This is a genomic window from Alsobacter sp. P4_H11 (assembly GCF_056400925.1).
Map to the genome: position 1 here is coordinate 189,915 of NZ_JBFUKI010000007.1, position 18,718 is coordinate 208,632.

General features: G+C 68.9%; 15 protein-coding genes and 1 pseudogene. 8 read left to right on the forward strand and 8 right to left on the reverse strand.

Translation table 11 applies throughout. The annotated features are described in order from the left end of the window. Positions 1–144: 144 nt before the first annotated feature. From AC1DSZ_RS14335 to AC1DSZ_RS14350, 4 genes are all read left to right on the forward strand, one after another. Complete coding sequence (locus AC1DSZ_RS14335) at positions 145–1,686, forward strand: OpgD/OpgG family glucan biosynthesis protein (RefSeq protein ID WP_476839021.1); 1,542 nt, start codon at positions 145–147, stop codon at positions 1,684–1,686. Continuing rightward, entirely contained in the window at positions 1,662–3,848 is a 2,187-nt protein-coding gene (mdoH, locus tag AC1DSZ_RS14340) for a glucans biosynthesis glucosyltransferase MdoH (RefSeq protein ID WP_476839022.1), read from the forward strand. Before AC1DSZ_RS14335 ends, mdoH begins: the two co-directional genes overlap by 25 nt. 83 nt (positions 3,849–3,931) lie before the next feature. After that, positions 3,932–4,378, forward strand: a complete 447-nt coding sequence (locus AC1DSZ_RS14345) for a cupin domain-containing protein (RefSeq protein WP_476839023.1) — start codon at positions 3,932–3,934, stop codon at positions 4,376–4,378. A gap of 130 nt (positions 4,379–4,508) precedes the next feature. Then, on the forward strand, positions 4,509–5,156 hold the full coding sequence (locus AC1DSZ_RS14350) for a LysE family translocator (protein ID WP_476839024.1): 648 nt from the start codon (positions 4,509–4,511) through the stop codon (positions 5,154–5,156). On the opposite strand, the gene AC1DSZ_RS14355 is transcribed toward AC1DSZ_RS14350, so the two are convergent. The 3 genes from AC1DSZ_RS14355 to AC1DSZ_RS14365 form a co-directional block, all read right to left on the reverse strand. Then, positions 5,128–5,613 (reverse strand): hypothetical protein, encoded by a 486-nt coding sequence (locus AC1DSZ_RS14355; protein WP_476839025.1) that lies wholly within the window; start codon positions 5,611–5,613, stop codon positions 5,128–5,130. The two genes, AC1DSZ_RS14350 and AC1DSZ_RS14355, sit on opposite strands and share 29 nt — an antisense overlap. A gap of 3 nt (positions 5,614–5,616) precedes the next feature. Beyond that, positions 5,617–6,864, reverse strand: a complete 1,248-nt coding sequence (gene rlmN / locus AC1DSZ_RS14360) for a dual-specificity RNA methyltransferase RlmN (RefSeq protein WP_476839026.1) — start codon at positions 6,862–6,864, stop codon at positions 5,617–5,619. 173 nt (positions 6,865–7,037) lie between these two features. Next, the gene (locus AC1DSZ_RS14365) at positions 7,038–7,739 is read right to left on the reverse strand and encodes an invasion associated locus B family protein (protein ID WP_476839027.1); all 702 of its coding nucleotides are present in this window, start codon (positions 7,737–7,739) and stop codon (positions 7,038–7,040) included. Positions 7,740–7,947: 208 nt separating this feature from the next. On the opposite strand from AC1DSZ_RS14365, the gene AC1DSZ_RS14370 reads away from it, so the two are divergent. Next, positions 7,948–8,514 (forward strand): sigma-70 family RNA polymerase sigma factor, encoded by a 567-nt coding sequence (locus AC1DSZ_RS14370; RefSeq protein ID WP_476839028.1) that lies wholly within the window; start codon positions 7,948–7,950, stop codon positions 8,512–8,514. Between the two features lie 39 nt (positions 8,515–8,553). Beyond that, positions 8,554–9,537: an NADPH:quinone oxidoreductase family protein gene (locus AC1DSZ_RS14375; RefSeq protein WP_476839029.1), complete on the forward strand. Its 984-nt coding sequence runs from the start codon at positions 8,554–8,556 to the stop codon at positions 9,535–9,537. Here the strand turns inward: AC1DSZ_RS14375 and AC1DSZ_RS14380 are convergent. Next, on the reverse strand, positions 9,534–9,929 hold the full coding sequence (locus AC1DSZ_RS14380) for a YkvA family protein (protein ID WP_244643944.1): 396 nt from the start codon (positions 9,927–9,929) through the stop codon (positions 9,534–9,536). The genes AC1DSZ_RS14375 and AC1DSZ_RS14380 overlap by 4 nt on opposite strands. A 175-nt stretch (positions 9,930–10,104) precedes the next feature. On the opposite strand from AC1DSZ_RS14380, the gene AC1DSZ_RS14385 reads away from it, so the two are divergent. Beyond that, positions 10,105–10,890: an SDR family NAD(P)-dependent oxidoreductase gene (locus AC1DSZ_RS14385; RefSeq protein WP_476839030.1), complete on the forward strand. Its 786-nt coding sequence runs from the start codon at positions 10,105–10,107 to the stop codon at positions 10,888–10,890. A gap of 7 nt (positions 10,891–10,897) precedes the next feature. Here the strand turns inward: AC1DSZ_RS14385 and AC1DSZ_RS14390 are convergent. The 4 genes and pseudogenes from AC1DSZ_RS14390 to AC1DSZ_RS14405 all read right to left on the reverse strand — a co-directional run. Further along, positions 10,898–11,194: pseudogene (locus tag AC1DSZ_RS14390) on the reverse strand (4a-hydroxytetrahydrobiopterin dehydratase); the annotation flags it as partial. A gap of 74 nt (positions 11,195–11,268) precedes the next feature. Further along, positions 11,269–11,802 carry an RNA 2',3'-cyclic phosphodiesterase gene (gene thpR, locus AC1DSZ_RS14395; RefSeq protein WP_476839031.1) on the reverse strand — a complete coding sequence of 178 codons (534 nt, stop codon included), beginning with the start codon at positions 11,800–11,802 and terminating at the stop codon, positions 11,269–11,271. Positions 11,803–12,001: 199 nt separating this feature from the next. After that, positions 12,002–13,051, reverse strand: coding sequence for an aldo/keto reductase (locus AC1DSZ_RS14400; RefSeq protein WP_476839032.1), 1,050 nt, complete (start codon positions 13,049–13,051; stop codon positions 12,002–12,004). A 96-nt stretch (positions 13,052–13,147) separates the two neighbouring features. Next, entirely contained in the window at positions 13,148–13,759 is a 612-nt protein-coding gene (locus AC1DSZ_RS14405; RefSeq protein ID WP_476839033.1) for a peroxidase-related enzyme, read from the reverse strand. A 119-nt stretch (positions 13,760–13,878) separates the two neighbouring features. Between AC1DSZ_RS14405 and AC1DSZ_RS14410 the strand changes: the two genes are divergently transcribed. Next, complete coding sequence (locus AC1DSZ_RS14410; RefSeq protein WP_476839034.1) at positions 13,879–18,717, forward strand: NAD-glutamate dehydrogenase; 4,839 nt, start codon at positions 13,879–13,881, stop codon at positions 18,715–18,717. Position 18,718: the final 1 nt, after the last annotated feature.

The following is an 18,718-nucleotide window of genomic DNA, read 5'->3' on the forward strand; positions in this document are numbered from 1 at the left end:
CCCTTATAATGTGCTAGAAGCCCGCCCGGTTGGGTAGCGCCACGAGCTTCGCGCGTGGTTTCATGCGCCGCGGGTCCGAAACAGGTCTCCCACTGAATGTCGAGAGTACCCCCACACAACGGTAGTGATGCGGCTTTGCCGCGGATGGACCGTCGCTCGCTGCTGGCCTGGGGCCTTGGCGCGGGCGCGCTGGCGGCCGCGTCGCCGGCGCTGGGGCAGAATTTCGTCGCGCAGGCGCTGCAGAGCGCGCTTGGCGAGGGGCAGCGCTTCACGGCCACGACGCTCGCCGATCTCGCGCGGCTGTTGTCGAAGCGCGCCTATCAGGCGCCCTCGAGCGACCTGCCTGAGCCGTTCAACGCGCTGAACTATGAGCAATATATCGGCATACGCGCCCAGCCGGGCGCCGTGCTGTGGAACAACGAGGGACGCGGCTTCACGGTCGAGCCGCTGCACCGCGGCTTCGCGTTCGGGAGCGCCGTCTCGCTCTATGTCGTCGAAGACGGCATCGTCCGGCGCGTGATCTATGATCGCAGCCGCTTCGACTACGGATCGCTGAAGGTCCCGGCGACGCTGCCCGACCTCGGCTTCTCCGGGTTCAAGGTATTCGGCGACCCGCAGAACGGCCGCCAGCGCGAAGTCGCGATCTTCCAGGGCGCGACCTTCTTCCGCTCGTCCGCGCGGGGCCAGAACCTCGGCGTCATGGCGCGTGGCCTCACGTTGAAGGCCGGCGATCCCAAGGGCGAGGAATTCCCCCTTTTCCGCGCCTTCTGGATCGAGCAACCAGCGGCGCGGACCGACAATCTCGTGATCCACGCGCTGCTGGATTCTGAAAGCGTGACGGGCGCCTACCGCTTCACGCTGCGCACCGGCGACGTTTCGATCATCGACACCGAGATCACGCTGTTTCCCCGGGCGCCCGTCGAGAACTGGGGCGTGGCCGGCATGACGTCGACCTACCTGTTCGGCCCCAACGACCGGCGTAACGTCGATGACCTGCGCCCCGCCGTGTACGAGAGCGGCGGCCTGCAGATCCACAACGGCAACGACGAGTGGATCTGGCGGCCTCTGTCCAATCCCGAGACGCTGCAGATCTCGGCCTTCGTGGATCCCGCGCCGAAAGGCTTCGGGCTGATCCAACGCGACCGCGACAGCGCCGCCTTCCAGGATGACGACCAGAACTTCGAGCGCCGCCCGAGCCTCTGGATCGAGCCCATCGGCGACTGGTCGCCCGGCCTCGTGCAGCTCGTCGAGATCCCGACCGAGTCCGAGATCAACGACAACGTCCTGACCTATTGGCGGCCCAAGCAGCCTCTTCAGCCGGGAGCCGACGTTTCGGTCGCCTATCGGCAGTTCTGGTGTTGGCAGCCGCCGGAGCGCATACCCCTCGCGCAGGTCACATCGACGCGCGTCGGGCGTGGCCGCACGGCCACGGCCCGGCGCTTCGCGGTCGACTTCACGGGCGACATGCTGCGGCCCGCCCAAACGGCTGCGGAACTCAAGGCGATGCTGTCGTCGGCGACCGGCGTGGTATCGAACCTGAGGTTGTGGCCCTATCCGGAACGCAAGCTTTACCGAGTGGGTTTCGAACTCGAACCCGGCAACGAGACCGCCTGTGAATTGAGGCTCGTGCTGGAAGCGGGCGGGAAGCCCTTGAGCGAGACATGGCTGTATCGTTGGACACCGTAGCCGCCCCTTCGCCGCACGCGCCCCTCGGCGTGATCGCGCCGGCGGATCACCCGCCGTTGCCGCCGGAATCGCCGTTGGCGATGCCCGTGCAGGCGCTTGGGACGTGGTCGCGCAGGCAGACGCGCAAGCCGCTCGTGCGTCGCCCCAAGCCCTGGCTGGCGCGCCTTTTCGTGTTTGCGGGCGCGATCGCGCTCACCGTCTGGGGCGCTTCCGAGATGTACCGGGTCGTGTCGGTCTCGGGCGTCACGGCGCTGCAGTGGGCCCTCGTGGCGCTGTTTACGGTCAACTTCTCCTGGATCGCCCTGGCTTTCACGAGCGCGATCCTGGGCTTCGTGGCGCTGCTGCTGCGCCGCCGGACGCCGCCGGTTCCCAAGAGCCTGCGCGCCCGCACGGTCGTCGTCATGCCGGTCTACAACGAGGCGACGTCGCGGGTCTTCGCCTCGCTGCAGGCCATGTACGAGGAGATCGACGCCACCGGCCTCATCGATCATTTCGATTTCTTCATTCTGTCGGACAGCACCCAGCCGAACGCCTGGGTGGCCGAGGAACGCGCCTTCTGGGCGCTGCGCGAGCGGTTGGGCCCCAAGGCCCGCTTCTTCTATCGGCACAGGCAGAAGAACACGAACCGCAAGGCCGGCAACATTGAGGATTTCGTCACCCGCTGGGGCGGCGCCTACGACCACATGCTGGTGCTGGACGCCGACAGCCTGATGACGGGCGCCTGCGTGACTCGCCTCGCCGCCGCCATGGAGGCTGACCCGGACGCCGGCATCATTCAATCGCTGCCGTTGATCATCAATCGCAACACGCTGTTCGCGCGCCTGCAGCAGTTCGCCGCCAAGATGTACGGCCCCGTGATTGCCACCGGCCTCGCGGTCTGGTCCGGCCGGGAAGGCAACTACTGGGGCCACAACGCCATCATCCGCACCAAGGCTTTCGCGGATCACTGCGGCTTGCCCCACCTCTCCGGCAAGCCGCCCTTCGGCGGCCACATCCTGAGCCACGATTTTGTCGAGGCGGCGCTGATCCGGCGCGCCGGCTGGACCGTCTACATGCTGCCAGACCTGGAGGGCAGCTACGAGGAAAGCCCGCCGTCGCTGATCGACCTCGCCACCCGCGACCGCCGCTGGTGCCAGGGCAACCTGCAGCATTCGCGCGTGATCGGCGCGGCCGGCCTGACCTGGCCGACGCGCCAGCATTTCGCGACCGGGATCTTCTCGTACCTGGCCTCGCCGCTCTGGCTGTCGCAACTCGTGGTTGGCATCGTGCTGGTGCTGCAGACGCGCTACGTGCGCCCGGAATATTTCACGCGCGAGTTCTCGCTGTTTCCAGCCTGGCCGCGCTTCGACGCCGAGCGCGCCTTGCAGCTCTTCGGCATCACGATGGCGATCCTGCTCGCCCCCAAGCTCTTCGGCCTGATCCTGGCGCTGATCCGCGGCTCGCTGCGGCGCGCCAGCGGCGGCGGCTTCCGGCTGGTGATCTCGGCGATCATCGAGGTCATCATGTCGGCCCTGCTGGCGCCGATCCTGATGGTGATCCAGTCCGGCGCGGTATTCCAGATCATCGCCGGGCGCGACACCGGCTGGAACCCTCAGCGGCGCGACGACGGCTCGATCCCGTTCCGCGACATCGTCCGCCGCCATCGCCTGCAGATGCTGCTCGGCATCTTCACGGGCATCTCGGCCTTCATGATCGCGCCGTCGCTGTTTGGCTGGATGTCGCCCACCATCCTGGGCCTCGTGCTCGCGATCCCGATCTCGGCGGCGTCCGGCATGCTGTCGATGGGTCTCGCGCTGAAGCGCGCCGGGCTGCTGCTGACGCCCGAGGAGACTTCGCCCCCGCCGATCGCGACGCGCGCCAACGCGCTGATGCGGGAGCTCGACAAGGCCGGCTTTGACGACGACGTCGCGGTGCGCGCCCTCCATGCGGACCCGCTGTTCCGGTCGCGGCACGAGGCCATGCTGCCCGCCGCCCCCCGCCGCAAGCGCGGCGAGATCGACCGGGAGCGCGCGGTGGCGGAAGCCAAGCTGATGGACGCCGAATCCGTCGACGACGTGATCGAGTGGCTGCACCCGAAGGAAGCCATGGTGGTGCTGCACGACCGGGCCCTGATCGGCCTGCTGGCGGGGCTGCCGGCGAGGCAGGAGGCCGCGGCCGCCTGAGCAGCCAAGCACACGGTTGCGCGTCGTCGACGGCCGGCGCTGAATGGGGGCAATCGGAGTTCGCACCCATCAGGAGGTCAGCCATGGCTTTCAACGCTCAGCCCGCCACCGCGCCGCAAACACCGGAGAGCGCGCCAACTTGCCGGAAGGTCCGGCCCGGCGCGGAATATACCGGCAAGCAGAATCTTCCCTACAAGCCCGGGATCTCCGCCGAGACGGTCGGATCTCGACACCTGCACATGCAGATGGTCACGATCCCTCCGGGCGCTAAGGCCAACGCGCACAAGCACGAGTCGCACGAGACCGCGATCTACGTCCTGAGCGGCTCTTCGGCCATGTGGTTCGGTCCCAACCTCGAGCAGCACATGGACCTCAACGCCGGCGAGTACTGCTACATCCCGGCCGACGTTCCCCACCTGCCCTACAACACCAGCGACACCGAGCCCTGCGTGGCCATCATCGCCCGCACGGACCCGAACGAGCAGGAAAGCGTCGTGCTGCTCCCGGAGCTCGAGGCGAAGCTGCGCTGAGCCGAAGAGGCTCTCTCGCCCTCGGGCGGGAGAGCCCGTCGATTGTTGGTCGGTGAGGCGCGGCGGAAAACGGGTGGCGCGCCGGGCTCCGGGCTCCTACGGTCCGCGACAGCTGAACCTGAGCCCGCGCATGTCGATCGACTTCGTACCCTCCGCCGCCACCCTGCTGGCCTTCACGGGCGCGAGCTTCCTGCTCGCCATCACGCCGGGCCCCGACATGGGGCTGATGCTGGCGCGCACGCTGGCGGGCGGCCGCCGCGCGGGCTTCGCCACGGTGGCGGGCTGCTCCACGGGCGTGGTCATCCACGCGCTGCTGGCCGGATTGGGCCTATCCGCCTTGCTGGCCGCTTCCACGACGGCGTTCACGGCAGCGAAGATCGTCGGCGCGGTCTACCTGCTCTGGCTCGCCTGGCAGTCGCTCCGCCACGGCTCGGCCTTTCATGTCGCGCCGGATGACGGCGCATCGAGGAACGCCTTCGCGGTGTTCCTGACGGGACTCGGCATCAACCTCACCAATCCGAAGGTGGTGCTGTTCTTCGTGACGTTCCTGCCGCAATTCGTCGAGCCCACGGATCCGCACGCCGCCGGCAAGATGGTGTTCCTTGGCGTCTGGTTCCTGGTGGTGGGCGTCCCGGTCGCTTTCGCGATCGTGCTGACGGCCGAGCGCTTCACGGCCTATATGCGCCGCTCCCGCAAGATGATGCGGGCCTTCGACCTTGGTTTCGCCGGCGTGATGGGCGGCTTCGCGCTCAGGCTCTTGCTGACGCAGGGTCGTTGACCGGGCCCATGTCGCGGCCCGCCACCGCCCAGTAGACGAAGCCCGCAACCGCGCCGGTGAGAAACAGCAGCGACAGAAGCTTCACGTCCGCGCTGTCCAGCGTCGCCCCGCTCGCCCGGCCGAACCACGCGATCGCGATGGTGAGCAAGCCCGCTCCGCCGGCGTACCAGACATAGGAGCTGAGCCCGGCGGCGGCGCCGATCAGCGCCGTGAGCACCGGCGGCAACACCAGCAGCGCCGTGGTGAGCGCCCAGAAGGCGCCGGCCGCGACCGCCCAGACGGTATCGGGCCCCTCGGCGTTCAGGAGCGCGGCGAAGAGCGCGAACACGCTCGTGAGCGTCAGGTCCGCCGCCAGCTCCCGCGTCTCCGGCACGGCAAGGCCGCCGATCACCAGGAACAGCGCTCCGGCCGGGATGGCCAGCACGAGCCCGAAAAGACCCAGAACGAGGCGGCGCATGGCTCAGCTCTCCTGCGAGACGAACATCCCCTCGGCCCCGATGCCGCTGTCCAGCATCAGCCGGGCCCGCGCGCGCAGCTTCTCGGTTTCGCTCTTGAGCTGGCCGCAGGCCGCCAGGATGTCGCGCCCACGCGGGGTTCGCACCGGCGACGCATAGCCGGCCCGGAACACCACCTCCGAGAACGCCTCGATCTGCTCCCAGTCGGAGCACTCGTACTTCGTGCCCGGCCAGGGGTTGAACGGGATCAGGTTGATCTTGGCCGGAATGCCCTTCAGCAGCCGCACCAGCTCGCGCGCATCCGACAGGCTGTCGTTGACGCCCTTCAGCATCACGTACTCGAACGTGATGCGGCGCGCATTGCTGAGGCCCGGATAGGTGCGGCACGCTTCCAGCAGGTCGCGGATGGGATATTTCTTGTTGAGCGGCACGAGCTCGTTGCGCAGGTCGTCGCGCACGGCGTGCAGCGAGATCGCCAGCATCGAGCCGATCTCCGAGCCGGCGCGCTCGATCATCGGCACGACGCCGGAGGTCGACAGCGTGATGCGGCGCTTGGAAAGCGACAGGCCTTCGCCGTCCGACACCACGTCCATGGCGTCGCGGACGTTCTCGAAATTGTAAAGCGGCTCGCCCATGCCCATCAGCACGACGTTGGTGATCGCGCGCTCCACGTCCGGCACCAACCCGTCCGTCGGCCGGACGCCGCCCGGCCACTCGCCCAGCGCGTCGCGGGCTACGATGAGCTGCGCGACGATTTCGGCCGTGGTGAGGTTGCGGACCAGCTTCTGCGTGCCCGTGTGGCAGAACGTGCAGGTGAGCGTGCAGCCGACCTGCGACGAGACGCACAGCGTTCCGCGGTCGGATTCGGGAATGTAGACCGCCTCGATCTCGGCGCCGCGATCATGCGGGCCGGTCGACGGCATGCGCAGCAGCCACTTGCGGGTGCCGTCGACCGACACCTGCTCGGACACGATCTCGGGCCGCTCCAGCGTGAACCGCTCGGCCAGCGCCTGCCTGAGGCCCTTGCCCACATTGGTCATGGCCTCGAAGTCCCGCGCGCCGCGGAAGTAGATCCAGTGCCAGAGCTGGCCGGCGCGCATGCGCACCTCACGCTCGGGCACGCCCGCGCTCGCGAGGGCCTCGGCGAGCCCCGCGCGGGTCACGCCCACGAGCGAGCGCTTGCCCGCCGCGACGGCGGGCGCAGGCATGTCGACGGGCTTGGCCCGGGAAAGGTCGAGCGTAATGGCGGTCATGGTCCGGATCCGGCGCGCAGGCGCCCCAACGGCGAAAACGGCGGCCTGGCGCATGCGCCAGCCGGCCGATCCCCTAACATAGGTGCGTGCGAAATCCTATGCGGGGCCAAGATGGCCCCAATGCGGCGGAGCCCGGTCGGGCCCCCGCGGCTACGCTCGGACGGCGCGTCAGCTCAGGGGCATTCCTTTTTCACGCGGTCCAGCGCCTGCGTGAGGCCGGCCAGCACGTAGCGGTCGGTGGAGCTGTTCCCGCGCTTGGACTTCGCCTCGATGGTGAGGCTCTGGCCGCGCCGCATGGCGTCCACGAAGGCGGCGTCCTCGGCCGCGTTCTTCACCCACGCCGCGTTGCCCTTGGTGACGAGCGCGAAGCTCGCATTGCCGATCGCCGCCTTGCCGTCGCCGCCGTCCTGCGTGACGAAGCCCAGCACCATGCTGACCTCGTTGCGCACGCCCTCTGACGGCCGCGTGGCGATGAACAGGTAGCCCGGGTCCCGCTGCAGGGACTTCGGCTGGCGATCCTTGGGCTGGGCCAGCGCGTAGCAGACCTTGCCCTTGGCGGTCGTGGACGCGTAGGCGCCCCAGTCGCCGTATACCTCGAGCTGCACGGGCTGTCCGCCGCCGGGCGCAACCGCCGGCTTGGCTCCCGGCTTGGCCGCGCCGGACTTGGCGGCGCTCGCCGGGGCCGCGGGCTTCGCCGAAGCGCCCGGCTTCGCCGGCGCGGGCTTCGCGCCGAGCGCGCCTGCCGGCAGCTTGGGCGCAGGCTTGGCTGCGGGCTTCGCGTCCTGGGCCAGGGCGGAGCCCGACCAGAGCGCGGCGGCGAGCACGGAGATCACGAGGGGCGAACGCAGGGAGACTGATCGAATCATGGGCGTCATGTTACCTCGCCTGCAGCGCGGCGCTAGAATGATCAATCGCCACGAATGGCGGCGTGAACACGGCATGACGCCGACTTTCGCGCATTTTGCGGACGAGTTCTGTTTCGCGACGCCGCCGGACATGCGAACATGCGATCGCGATCCGCGGCCCGCGCCAAGCCAGGCCTGCCGCTGCATTTGAGATCGCGGAAGAGACAGAGCCACCGCGTTGACGTCCCACGAAGAATTGGCGGCCCTTGTCGCCGCCGTCGCCGAGCGGCGCGATCGTGAGGCGTTTGCGAAGCTTTTCGACTATTTCGCGCCGCGCCTGAACGCCTATCTGACGCGCCTCGGCACCGACGCCGGCGCGGCCGAGGAGCTGACCCAGGAGGTGCTCGTCACCTTGTGGCGCAAGGCCGAGCAGTTCGACGCCGCCAAGTCCTCCGTGCCCACCTGGCTCTACCGCATCGCCCGCAACAGGCGCATCGACGGCCTGCGGCGTGACCGCGTCGAATTCATGGACCCTCTCGACGCCGAGCTCGACGTCGCCGAGGATCCGCAGACCGACCGCATGCTGGACCTGCAGCAGCGCGAGGAAAGGCTTCGAATCGCCATGCGCAGCCTGCCGGCCGAGCAGCTCGATCTCGTGCGGCTCGCCTTCTATGAAGGCCTCTCGCACAGCGAGATCGCCGAGCGGGCCAACCTGCCGCTTGGAACCGTGAAGTCCCGAATCCGCTTGGCCTTTGGCCGATTGCGAAAGACCCTCGAGGCTGACGGCGTCCTTGAAGCCGGATAGCGCCCCCGCGCAACCAGCCTCACTCACCAGGAGACGTTCATGCGCGCCGTTCTGTGCCGCGCTTTCGGGCCGCCCGAAAGCCTCGTCGTCGAGGAACTCCCGGATCCGACGCCCGGCCCCGGGCAGGTCGTCGTGGATGTCGCCTGCGCGGCGCTGAACTTCTTCGACACGCTGATCATCCAGAACCGCTATCAGGTGAAGCCCGAGCTGCCCTTTTCGCCCGGCGCGGAGTTCGCCGGCCGCATCAGCGCGCTGGGCGAGGGCGTCACCGGGCTGACGGTCGGCCATCGCGTCGCCGGCTATGTCGGCTATGGCGCGTGCCGCACCAAGGTGGTCGCGCCGGCCGGGCGGCTCATTCCGGTGCCGGACGGCCTGTCCGACGAGGCCGCGGCGGGGCTGCTCGTCACCTACGGCACATCGCTGCACGCCTTGCAGGATCGCGCCAAGCTCCAGCCTGGCGAAACGCTGGCGGTGCTCGGCGCGTCGGGCGGCGTCGGCCTCGCGGCGGTCGAGCTCGGCGCCATCATGGGCGCGCGTGTGATCGCCTGCGCGTCCTCGCCCGAGAAGCTCGCTTTGGCGCGCCAGCACGGCGCGACCGAGACGCTCGACTATTCCAAGGAAGACCTGAAGGAAGGTCTGAAGCGCCTCACCGGCGGCAAGGGCGTAGACGTCGTCTACGACCCGGTCGGCGGCGACCTGTCGGAGGCGGCCCTGCGCGCCATCGCGTGGCGCGGCCGTTTCCTGGTCGTGGGCTTCGCGGCCGGCGATATTCCGCGCATCCCGCTCAACCTGATACTGCTGAAAGGCTGCGATGTCCAGGGCGTGTTCTGGGGCGCCTTCGCGGACAAGGAGCCGGTGCAGAACGCGGTCAACATCCGCTCCATCTTCGCCTGGGCGGTAGAGGGGCGCGTGAAGGCGCTGGTCTCGAATGTTTTGCCGCTGGCCGAAACCGGCCAGGGCATCCGTCTGCTTGCCGACCGCAAGGCGGCCGGCAAGGTCGTGGTGCGGATGGACGGGGCCTAGGCCCCGAGTTCCTTGCCGAGCGCCTCCTTGGCGCGGTCGCGGTGCTCGGGCTTGATCGCCCGCGACACGCTCGCGATCGCGGTTGCGATCACGGCCGCGTCGTCCGTGAAGCCGATCAGCGGCATGATGTCGGGCAGCACGTCGAACGGCATCACGAAATACGCCAGGGCGCCGGCCAGGATCAGCTTCACGCGCCGTTCGGTGCTGGGGTCTAGGGCGCAATAATAGGCGGCCAGAACGTCCTCCGCGAAGGGGATGTTCTTGCCCACGCGCTTCAGCAACCGCAGCGTATCCGCGAACACGCCCTTCTCGTCGCGGGCGGCGCGGCGCATGGCCTCCATCTCGGCCTTGTTCAGCGGCCGGCCCAGCCACTCGTCGGACGTCTGCGTCATGGTCGCCTCCAGGGCGCGGGCGGTTGGGGGGAGTGCCGCGCGCACGCCCCCATAGATGGCCCCGATGATCCGGCGCACAAGGAGGTGGGAGCCTCCGCACGGCCGCGACCCTTTCGGGAAGGCCGGGATGCGGCTAGAAATCGCAGCGCCAAGAAACGCCCCGGGAGACGCCGCCATGAAGATCGACGCCGCCACAGCCGCCATCGTCACCGGCGCCGCCTCCGGTCTGGGCGAGGCCACGGCCCGCATGCTCGCCGCCCAGGGCGCGCGGGTCGCAGTGTTCGACATGAACGAGGCGCGCGGCGAGGCCGTCGCCCGCGAACTTGGCGGCGTGTTCTGCATGGCTGACGTATCCGACGAAGCGTCCGTGGACGCCGCCATCGCCAAGGCCCGCGCCGCCCACGGGGTCGAGCGCATCCTGGTGAACTGCGCCGGCATCGCGCCCGGCAAGCGCACGGTGTCGAAGAAGCGCGACACCGGCGAATTCGTCCCCCACGACATGGCGACCTTCGCCAAGGCGCTCGCCGTGAACCTGGCCGGCACCTTCGGGATGATCGCCAAGAGCTCGGCCGCCATGGCCGGGCTGGAGCCCGTCACCCCGGACGGCGGCCGCGGCGTCATCGTCTGCACGGCCTCGGTCGCGGCCGAGGACGGACAGATCGGCCAGGCCGCCTATTCGGCGTCCAAGGGCGGCGTGGTCGGCATGACGCTGCCGATCGCGCGCGATCTCGCCGGCTACGGCATCCGGGTGATGACCATCATGCCGGGCCTGTTCCACACGCCCATGTTCGAGAGCGTGCCGGACGACATCCGCAAGTCGCTGGAAGCCGGCATTCCCTTTCCGTCCCGGCTCGGTCGGCCGGAGGAATACGCCGCGATGGTGCGGACCATCATCAACAACGACATGCTCAACGGCACGGCGATCCGCCTCGACGGCGCCCTGCGCATGCAGCCGAAATAGCCTGCGGCTATTTGCCGGCCAGCCGGTCCATGGTTTGCGCCAGCTTCACGTCGAGCTCGGTGAGGCCGCCGGCGTCATGCGTCGTGAGCGTCACGTCGACGGTCTTGTAGACGTTGGACCACTCGGGATGATGGTCCATCCGCTCGGCCGCCAGCGCCACGCGGGTCATGAAGCCGAACGCCTCGCTGAAGTCCCGGAACACGTAGCGTCGCTGGATCGCCTCGCGGCCCTCCGCCATCGCCCAGCCGGTGAGATGCTCCAGCGCCTGCCTGCGTTCGTCGTCTCCCAATCGCGTCGCCATGCCATCCTCCCGGTTCTCACCCGAGAGGTGGCGCGCACGGCCCGAAGGTCCAGCCCTCGCGCATCATCTATGAACGCTCAACCGAGCGGATAGGCGGCTTCCACCACGTAGGGGCCGCCGCCCGTGGACGCGCGCGACGAGAACAGCACGAAGCGGTTCGCCGTGAAGCTGCGCGACGGCACGTGGCCCTGCCCGGCCAGGAAATCGGCCACGTGCCAGGGCGTCGTGTCGCGCAGGCGCGCCAGCGTCACATGCGGGGTGAACTTGCGCTTCTCGGGCGGAAGGCCGGCCCGCCGGACGATGCGCTCCTGCTCGGCCTGGAACTCGATCAGCGCCTGCTCGGGCTTGATGCGCGCCACCAGCGCCCGGGGCTTGTCGCCCCCGAATGTGGTCAGGCCGTCGATCGTCAGCGTGATCGGCCGCCGCCGGACGTCGGCGAGCATGTGGTAGACGTCGCGGGCATAATGGTCGTCGATGTCGCCCATGAAGCGCAGGGTGACGTGGTAGTTCTCCACGTCGATCCAGCGGGCTCCCACGAGCCCTCCCCGCAGGCTGGCCAGCGCGCTGGCGATTTCGGGCGGCACCTCGAGGCCGGTGAAGAGACGCGGCATCCTGCCCTCCCAAGGAGAAGCGCGGCGCAAAGCGCCGGGCGGGACGGTCGATACGGGCGCGAAGAACGCCCGAGTTCTCCACGCCGACCCAGAATGAGCAAGGCCGGCGTGATTCTCAATCGCTGTCGGCGTGACATGTTTGGCGTCCGCCTTCGCAAGCGGAATGCCAAACACGCGCCCGTGGTTGCGTCCTCGTACGCTACGGGCAGGGGTTCATGTGGACCTGGTGGATCGCATCGATCTGCTCCAGCAGCTCCGGCGCCAGCTTGACGTTCACGGAGGCGATGTCGGTCTTCAACTGCTCCATGCGCGTGGCCCCGATAATGTTGGAGGCCAGGAACGGACGCGAGTTCACGAAGGCCAGCGCCATCTGCGCAGGATCGAGGCTCCAGTCCTTCGCGAGCGCGACGTATTTGGCCAACGCGATCTCGGCGCCGGGTTTTTCGTAGCGCTGGCCGCGGTTGAACAGCGTCGTGCGCGAGCCTTCCGGCCGCGCGCCGTTCAGGTACTTGCCGGTGAGATAGCCCTGCGCCAGCGGCGAGTAGGCGAGCAGGCCCACCTGCTCGCGCATCGAGATTTCGGCCAGGGCGGTCTCGTAGGTGCGGTTCACGAGGTTGTAGGCGTTCTGCACCGAAGCGACGCGCGGCAAGCCGCGCGCTTCCGACACCTGCACGAACTTCATCGTCCCCCACGCGCTCTCGTTGGAGAGCCCGATATGGCGGATCTTGCCCGCCTTCACGAAGTCGCCCAGCACCTCGAGGATCTGCTCGATCGGGTTCTCGGGGCCGACATAGTCCTGGTGGCGATAAACGGTTGGGTTGCCGCCCCAGGGCAGCGGGCGGTCCGGCCAGTGGAGCTGGTAGAGGTCGATATAGTCGGTCTGCAGGCGCTTCAGGCTCTTCTCCAGCGCTTCCGTCATCTGCGCCCGGTTGAGCTCGCCCGGGATGCGGCCGTCCCGGAACCAGTCCATGACGCTGCGGCCGATGACCTTGGAGGCCAGGATCACCTTGTCGCGCGAGCCGCGGGACTGGAACCACGTGCCGATGATGCGCTCGGTCGAGCCCTGCGTGTCCGCGCTCGGCGGGATCGAGTAGAGCTCGGCGGTGTCGAAGAAGTTCACGCCCTGGTCGAGCGCATAGTCCATCTGCTCGTGGCCCTCGGCCTCGGTGTTCTGCTGCCCCCACGTCATGGTGCCGAGACACAGGAGGCTGACCTGCAGGCCGGTGCGGCCGAGAGGGCGGGTTTCCATGGCGAACTCCGGAGATGCGTCGAAAGGAGCCGGCTTGAAGCACGGAAAAGCCCGGGGCGCCAGACCCTCGCCCGTGCCGCCGCCGCGCTCCGCGCTTTACCGCGCCTGAGCGTGGTATTCGGCGTTTGGACGCATGTCGACCGCGGACGCCATTCTGTTCGACATATTGAAGAACGACGCCACCGCGGCGATGTCCCAGATGTCGCGCTCGCCGAAGCCGGCGTCGCGCAGCGCCTGCCTGTCGTCCTCGACGATCTCGTGCGATGCGCGCGTCATCCTGGATGCGAACACCAGCATGGCGCGATGACGCGCGGAAAGATCCGCAGCCCGCCAGTTCATCACCATCAGTTCGCCGAGGACCGGATCGCCCGAGAGCTGCCGCACCGCGGCGCCATGTGCGGTGAGACAGTAGAAGCAGCGGTTTTCGGCCGAGACCGCCACCGCGATCATCTCGCGCTCCAGTTTTGACAAGCCGGACGGCGCGAGCATCAGGTCGTTGTAGAGCGCCGCGAAGGCCTCCAGCTTGGCGTTGTCATGCGCATAGGCGGCCAAGACGTTCGGGACGAAGCCGATCTTCTCCTGGCACTTGTCGAAATAGGCCTGCATCGGTTCGCTGAGCTCAGCGCGGGGAAGGTCCAGCGCCATCACGCGCGGCGTCCCGTCCTGCCGACGCGGGTTTTCCCCGGTCTGAGGCTTGTTTTTCGACATATTCTTCTCCTCGACGCCCAAAATCCGTCATGGCTTCGCAACCAGACCGTGCCTAGCATGGCCGAACCACCGGGGCCGACGCAAACGGCTCCGGAACAATGCCGCGAGGGGAGATCGACATGCTGAAGCGCGACCGGGATGGGCGCCAAGGGCTTGTATCCGCTGTGGTCGAGGCCCTCCCGGCGGCGGGAGCGTCCGTTCCGGAAGGGTTCGTCGAAGCCCTGTTCGCACGCGTGTCGCCGGAAGACCTGGCGCTGTATTCGCCCGCCGACCTGGCGAGCTTTGCGGCGAGCGCCTTCGAGCATCTCTCCGCCCCGCGCCGGCAGGGCCGGGAGGACATTCGCTTCACCGACCGCCGGGTCGAGATCGGCGGCCACGAGCGGGACATCACCGTTCTGGAAGCGCTCAACGACAACATGCCGTTTCTGCTCGACTCCACCCTGGCGGAGCTGACCGAGCGCGGCCTCACGATTCGCTTCGTCACCCATCCCATCGTGGCCGTGGAGCGCGACGCCGAAGGCCGGCTGGTGCGCTTCGCCGGTGAGGCGATGGCGGGTGGCCAGCCCGGCGCCCGGCGCGAGAGCCTGATCCAGGTTCATGTCGATCGCCTCGACGGCGAGGAGGCGCGCCAGCGGCTCGCCGAGGCGCTCGGGCTCGTCTATGGCGACGTCCGCGTCGCCGTGCAGGATTGGGCCGCCATGCGCGGGCGCGTCGCCGAGGCGATCCACTCCTACCGCAGCAATCCCCCGCCCTTGCCGGGCGACGAGATCGCGGAGGCCATCGCTTTCCTGGATTGGCTCGCGGCCGACAATTTCACCCTGCTGGGCTTGCGCGAATACCGCATGCCGGAGGGCGATTCCGCCGCCGATCCGGTCGAGGGCAGCGGTCTCGGCATTCTGGCCGACCCGAACGTGAAGGTGCTGCGTCGAGGCCGCGAGCTCGTCACCATGACGCCCGAGATCCGGGCCTTTCTGAAGGAGCCCGCGCCGCTCATCGTCACCAAGGCGAGCGTGAAATCGCGGGTGCATCGCCGCGTCCATCTCGACTATGTGGGCGTCAAGCTGTTCACCCCGGACGGGCTGCTGTCGGGCGAACTGCGCGTCGTGGGGCTGTTCACGTCGTCCGCCTACACGGAAACCACCGGCGCGATCCCGTATGTCCGCCACAAGGTCGCGCAGGTGATCCGCCGCGCCGGCTTCGACCCGGCCAGCTATTCCGGCCGGGCGCTTCTCAACGTGCTGGAGAGCTACCCGCGCGACGAGCTGTTCCAGGTCGGCGTCGACCAGCTGCTGCGCTTCGCCACCGACATCCTGACCCTCTACGAGCGCCCGCGCGTCCGCGTGCTGGCCCGGCCGGACCGCTTCGACCGTTTCGTCTCCGTGCTCGTCTACATCCCGAAGGACCGCTACGACACGCAGGTGCGCAACCGGGTCGGCCAGCTGCTCGCGCAAATGTTCAAGGGCCGGCTCTCGGCCGCCTATCCGGCCTATCCGGAAGGGCCGCTGGCGCGCACGCACTACATCATCGGGCGCGACGAGGGTAAGACGCCCGCCATCGAACGGGGCGCGCTCGAGGACGCCGTGAACGCGGTGGTGCGCACCTGGAGCGACCAGCTCGCGGACGCCCTCGGGGACGCCATGGAGGGCTCGCGAGCCCGCGGCGTCGCCTCCCGCTTCGCCGGCGCGTTCTCGGCCGCCTATCGCGAGGCGTTCGGGCCCGCGCAGGCCATCGCGGACATCCAGGTTCTGGAACGCCTCGACGACGCCAATCCGCGCGCCGTTCGGGTGGAGCGCCGCGACAACGACGACGAGACCCGCGTCAACCTGAAGGTCTTCGCCTACGGCAAGCCCCTGCCCCTCTCCGAGCGTGTGCCGCTGCTGGAGAACTTGGGCTTCCGGGTGCTGAACGAGCGGACCTACAGGGTCGAGCCCGACGGCGCGTCGGAGGCCGGGCGGGTCTGGATGCACGACATGGCGCTGGAGCGCTTCCAGGGAGGCGCGATCGACGTTGCCGCCCTGAAGCCGAAGCTCGAAGCCGCCCTGATGGCGCTGTTCCGCGGCCTGGCCGAATCGGACGGCTACAACGCGCTGGTTCTCGAAGCGGGCCTTGGCTGGCGCGACGTCGCGGCGCTCCGCACGCTGTCGCGCTTCCTGCAGCAGGCCCGCGCGCCGTTCAGCCAGGACTACATGTGGACGACGCTGGCCAAGCACGCCGGCCTGGCTGGCCTGCTGGTGGAGCTCATCTACGCGCGCTTCGATCCGCGGCCCGAGGCGGCGACGGGCCGCGACGAACGCCAGAGGGAGATCCGCGGCAGGATCGAGGCCGGCCTCGAGGCCATCGACAGCCTCGACGAGGATCGCATCCTGCGCAGCTTCGTGAACCTGATCGAGGCGTCGCTGCGCACCTCGTTCTTCCAGCTCGGGCCGAACGGCAAGGCTCGCATCCCGATCGCGTTCAAGTTCGACAGCCACCGGATCGACGGCCTGCCGCTGCCCCGGCCGCTTTATGAGATCTGCGTGCACTCGCCCCGCGTCGAAGGCGTCCACCTGCGCTTCGGCAAGGTCGCGCGTGGCGGCCTGCGCTGGTCCGACCGACGCCAGGACTTCCGCACCGAGGTGCTGGGCCTCGTGAAGGCGCAGCAGGTCAAGAACGCCGTGATCGTGCCGGTGGGCGCCAAGGGCGGCTTCGTGCCCAAGCACCTGCCGCCGCCGTCCGACCGGCAAGCCTGGATGGCCGAGGGCGTCGCCGCCTACAAGGAGTTCGTCGGCACGCTGCTCGACCTCACGGACAACATCGTGGACGACCGCATCGTCCCGCCGGCCGACACGGTGCGGCACGACGGCGACGATCCCTATCTGGTGGTGGCGGCCGACAAGGGCACCGCGACCTTCTCGGACATCGCCAACGGTCTCTCGATCGAACACCACCACTGGCTGGGCGACGCCTTCGCGTCGGGCGGCTCGGTCGGCTACGACCACAAGGGCATGGGAATCACGGCGCGCGGCGCCTGGGAGGCGGTGAAACGCCATTTCCGTGAGATCGACGTCGACATCCAGACCACGCCCTTCACGGTGGCGGGCGTCGGCGACATGTCGGGCGACGTGTTCGGCAACGGCATGCTGCTCTCCGAGCAGATCCGGCTGGTCGCGGCGTTCGATCACCGCGACATCTTTCTCGACCCCGCTCCCGATCTCGCGCGCTCATTCGCCGAGCGTCAGCGGCTCTTCGCCCTGCCGCGCTCGTCCTGGCAGGACTACGACAAGACGCTGATCTCACAGGGCGGCGGCGTGTTCGCGCGTTCGCTGAAGTCCATCCCGCTCTCGGCCGAGATCCGGGCCGTGCTGGGCTTCGACAAGGCCGAGGCGACGCCTGCCGAGGTCATGCGCGCCATCCTGAAGGCCCCCGTCGACCTGCTGTGGTTCGGCGGCATCGGCACCTACATTCGCGCTTCCAGCGAAACCGACGACCAGGCCGGCGACCGCGCCAACGACGCCGTGCGCATCACCGGCGCGCAGGTCGCCGCCAAGGTGATCGGCGAAGGCGCCAATCTGGGCGCGACGCAGCTGGGACGCATCGAGGCCGCCCAGAAGGGCATTCGCCTGAACACGGACGCGATCGACAATTCGGCCGGCGTGAACACCTCCGACGTCGAGGTGAACATCAAGATCGCGCTCGCGCCGCCGGTCCGGGACGGTCGCCTCGACGACGCCGCCCGCAAGACCCTGCTCGCCGAGATGACCGACGAGGTCGGCCTGCTGGTGCTTCGCAACAACTACCTGCAGACGCTTGCGCTCTCCCTCTCTCAGGCGCGCGGCCATGAGGATTTCGGCTTCGCCCGCCGGTTGATGCAGACGCTGGAAGCCGCCGGGCGGCTCGACCGCACGGTGGAGTATCTCCCGGACGAGGCCACCCTGGCCGAGCGGGACCGCAAGGGCGAGGCGCTGACCCGGCCGGAGCTGGCCGTGCTGCTGGCCTACTCCAAGCTCGCCTTGCATGACGCGCTGCTGGACAGCCGCGTGCCGGACGATCCCTATCTGTCGCGCGAACTGGTGCGCTATTTCCCGAAGATCCTGGTCGAGCGCTTCCCGGATGCGGTGGAGACGCACCGGCTGCGCCGGGAGATCATCGCCACGCAACTCGCCAACGCGATCGTCAACCGCGGCGGCTCGACCGTGGTGACGCGTCTGGTCGACCAGACCGGCGCGGACGCGCCCACCATCGCGGCCGCCTATGCGGCCACGCGCGACAGCTTCGACCTGCTCGCCCTGAACACCGCGATCGACGGCCTCGACGCCCGCATCTCGGGCGAACTCCAACTGCGCCTGTATCGCGGCGTGCAGGACCTTCTGTTGTCGCGCATGGTCTGGTTCATCCGCCACGTGGACTGGTCGCAGCATTCGCTGGACGACGTCGTGGGCCGCTTCCGCTCCGGGGTCGCCGCCGTGGAGGGCGCCCGTGACGCGGCGCTCAGCCCGGACGCCCGCGAAGCCGTGGCCCGGCGGGCTGGCGCGCTGGTGCAGGAAGGCGTGCCCGAGGAGCTGGCCCAGCGCCTTGCCACTCTGCCCGCCATCGGCGCGGCGCCCGACATCGTGCTCGTGGCCGAGAAGGTGGGACGGCCCGTGGCCGAGATCGCCGCGATCCACTTCGCGGTGGCCAACCGCTTCCGGCTTGGGGCGCTGTTCAACGCCGCCCAGGAGGTGCCGGCGACCGAGTACTACGACCGGCTCGCGCTGGATCGCGCCCTGGCCGGCATCGAGACCGCCCACCGGGCGCTCACCAGCGAGGTCGCCCTGCTCGGCCTGCCGGATGGCGAAGCCGCCATCGACGCCTGGACGCAGAAGCGCGGCCCTTCAGTCGAGCGGATCGCCGGCGCTGTGGAGAGCATGACCGGCTCGGGCCTGACGCTTTCCAAGCTCACCGTGGCGGCGAGCCTGCTTGCCGACCTGGTGAGAGCCTGAG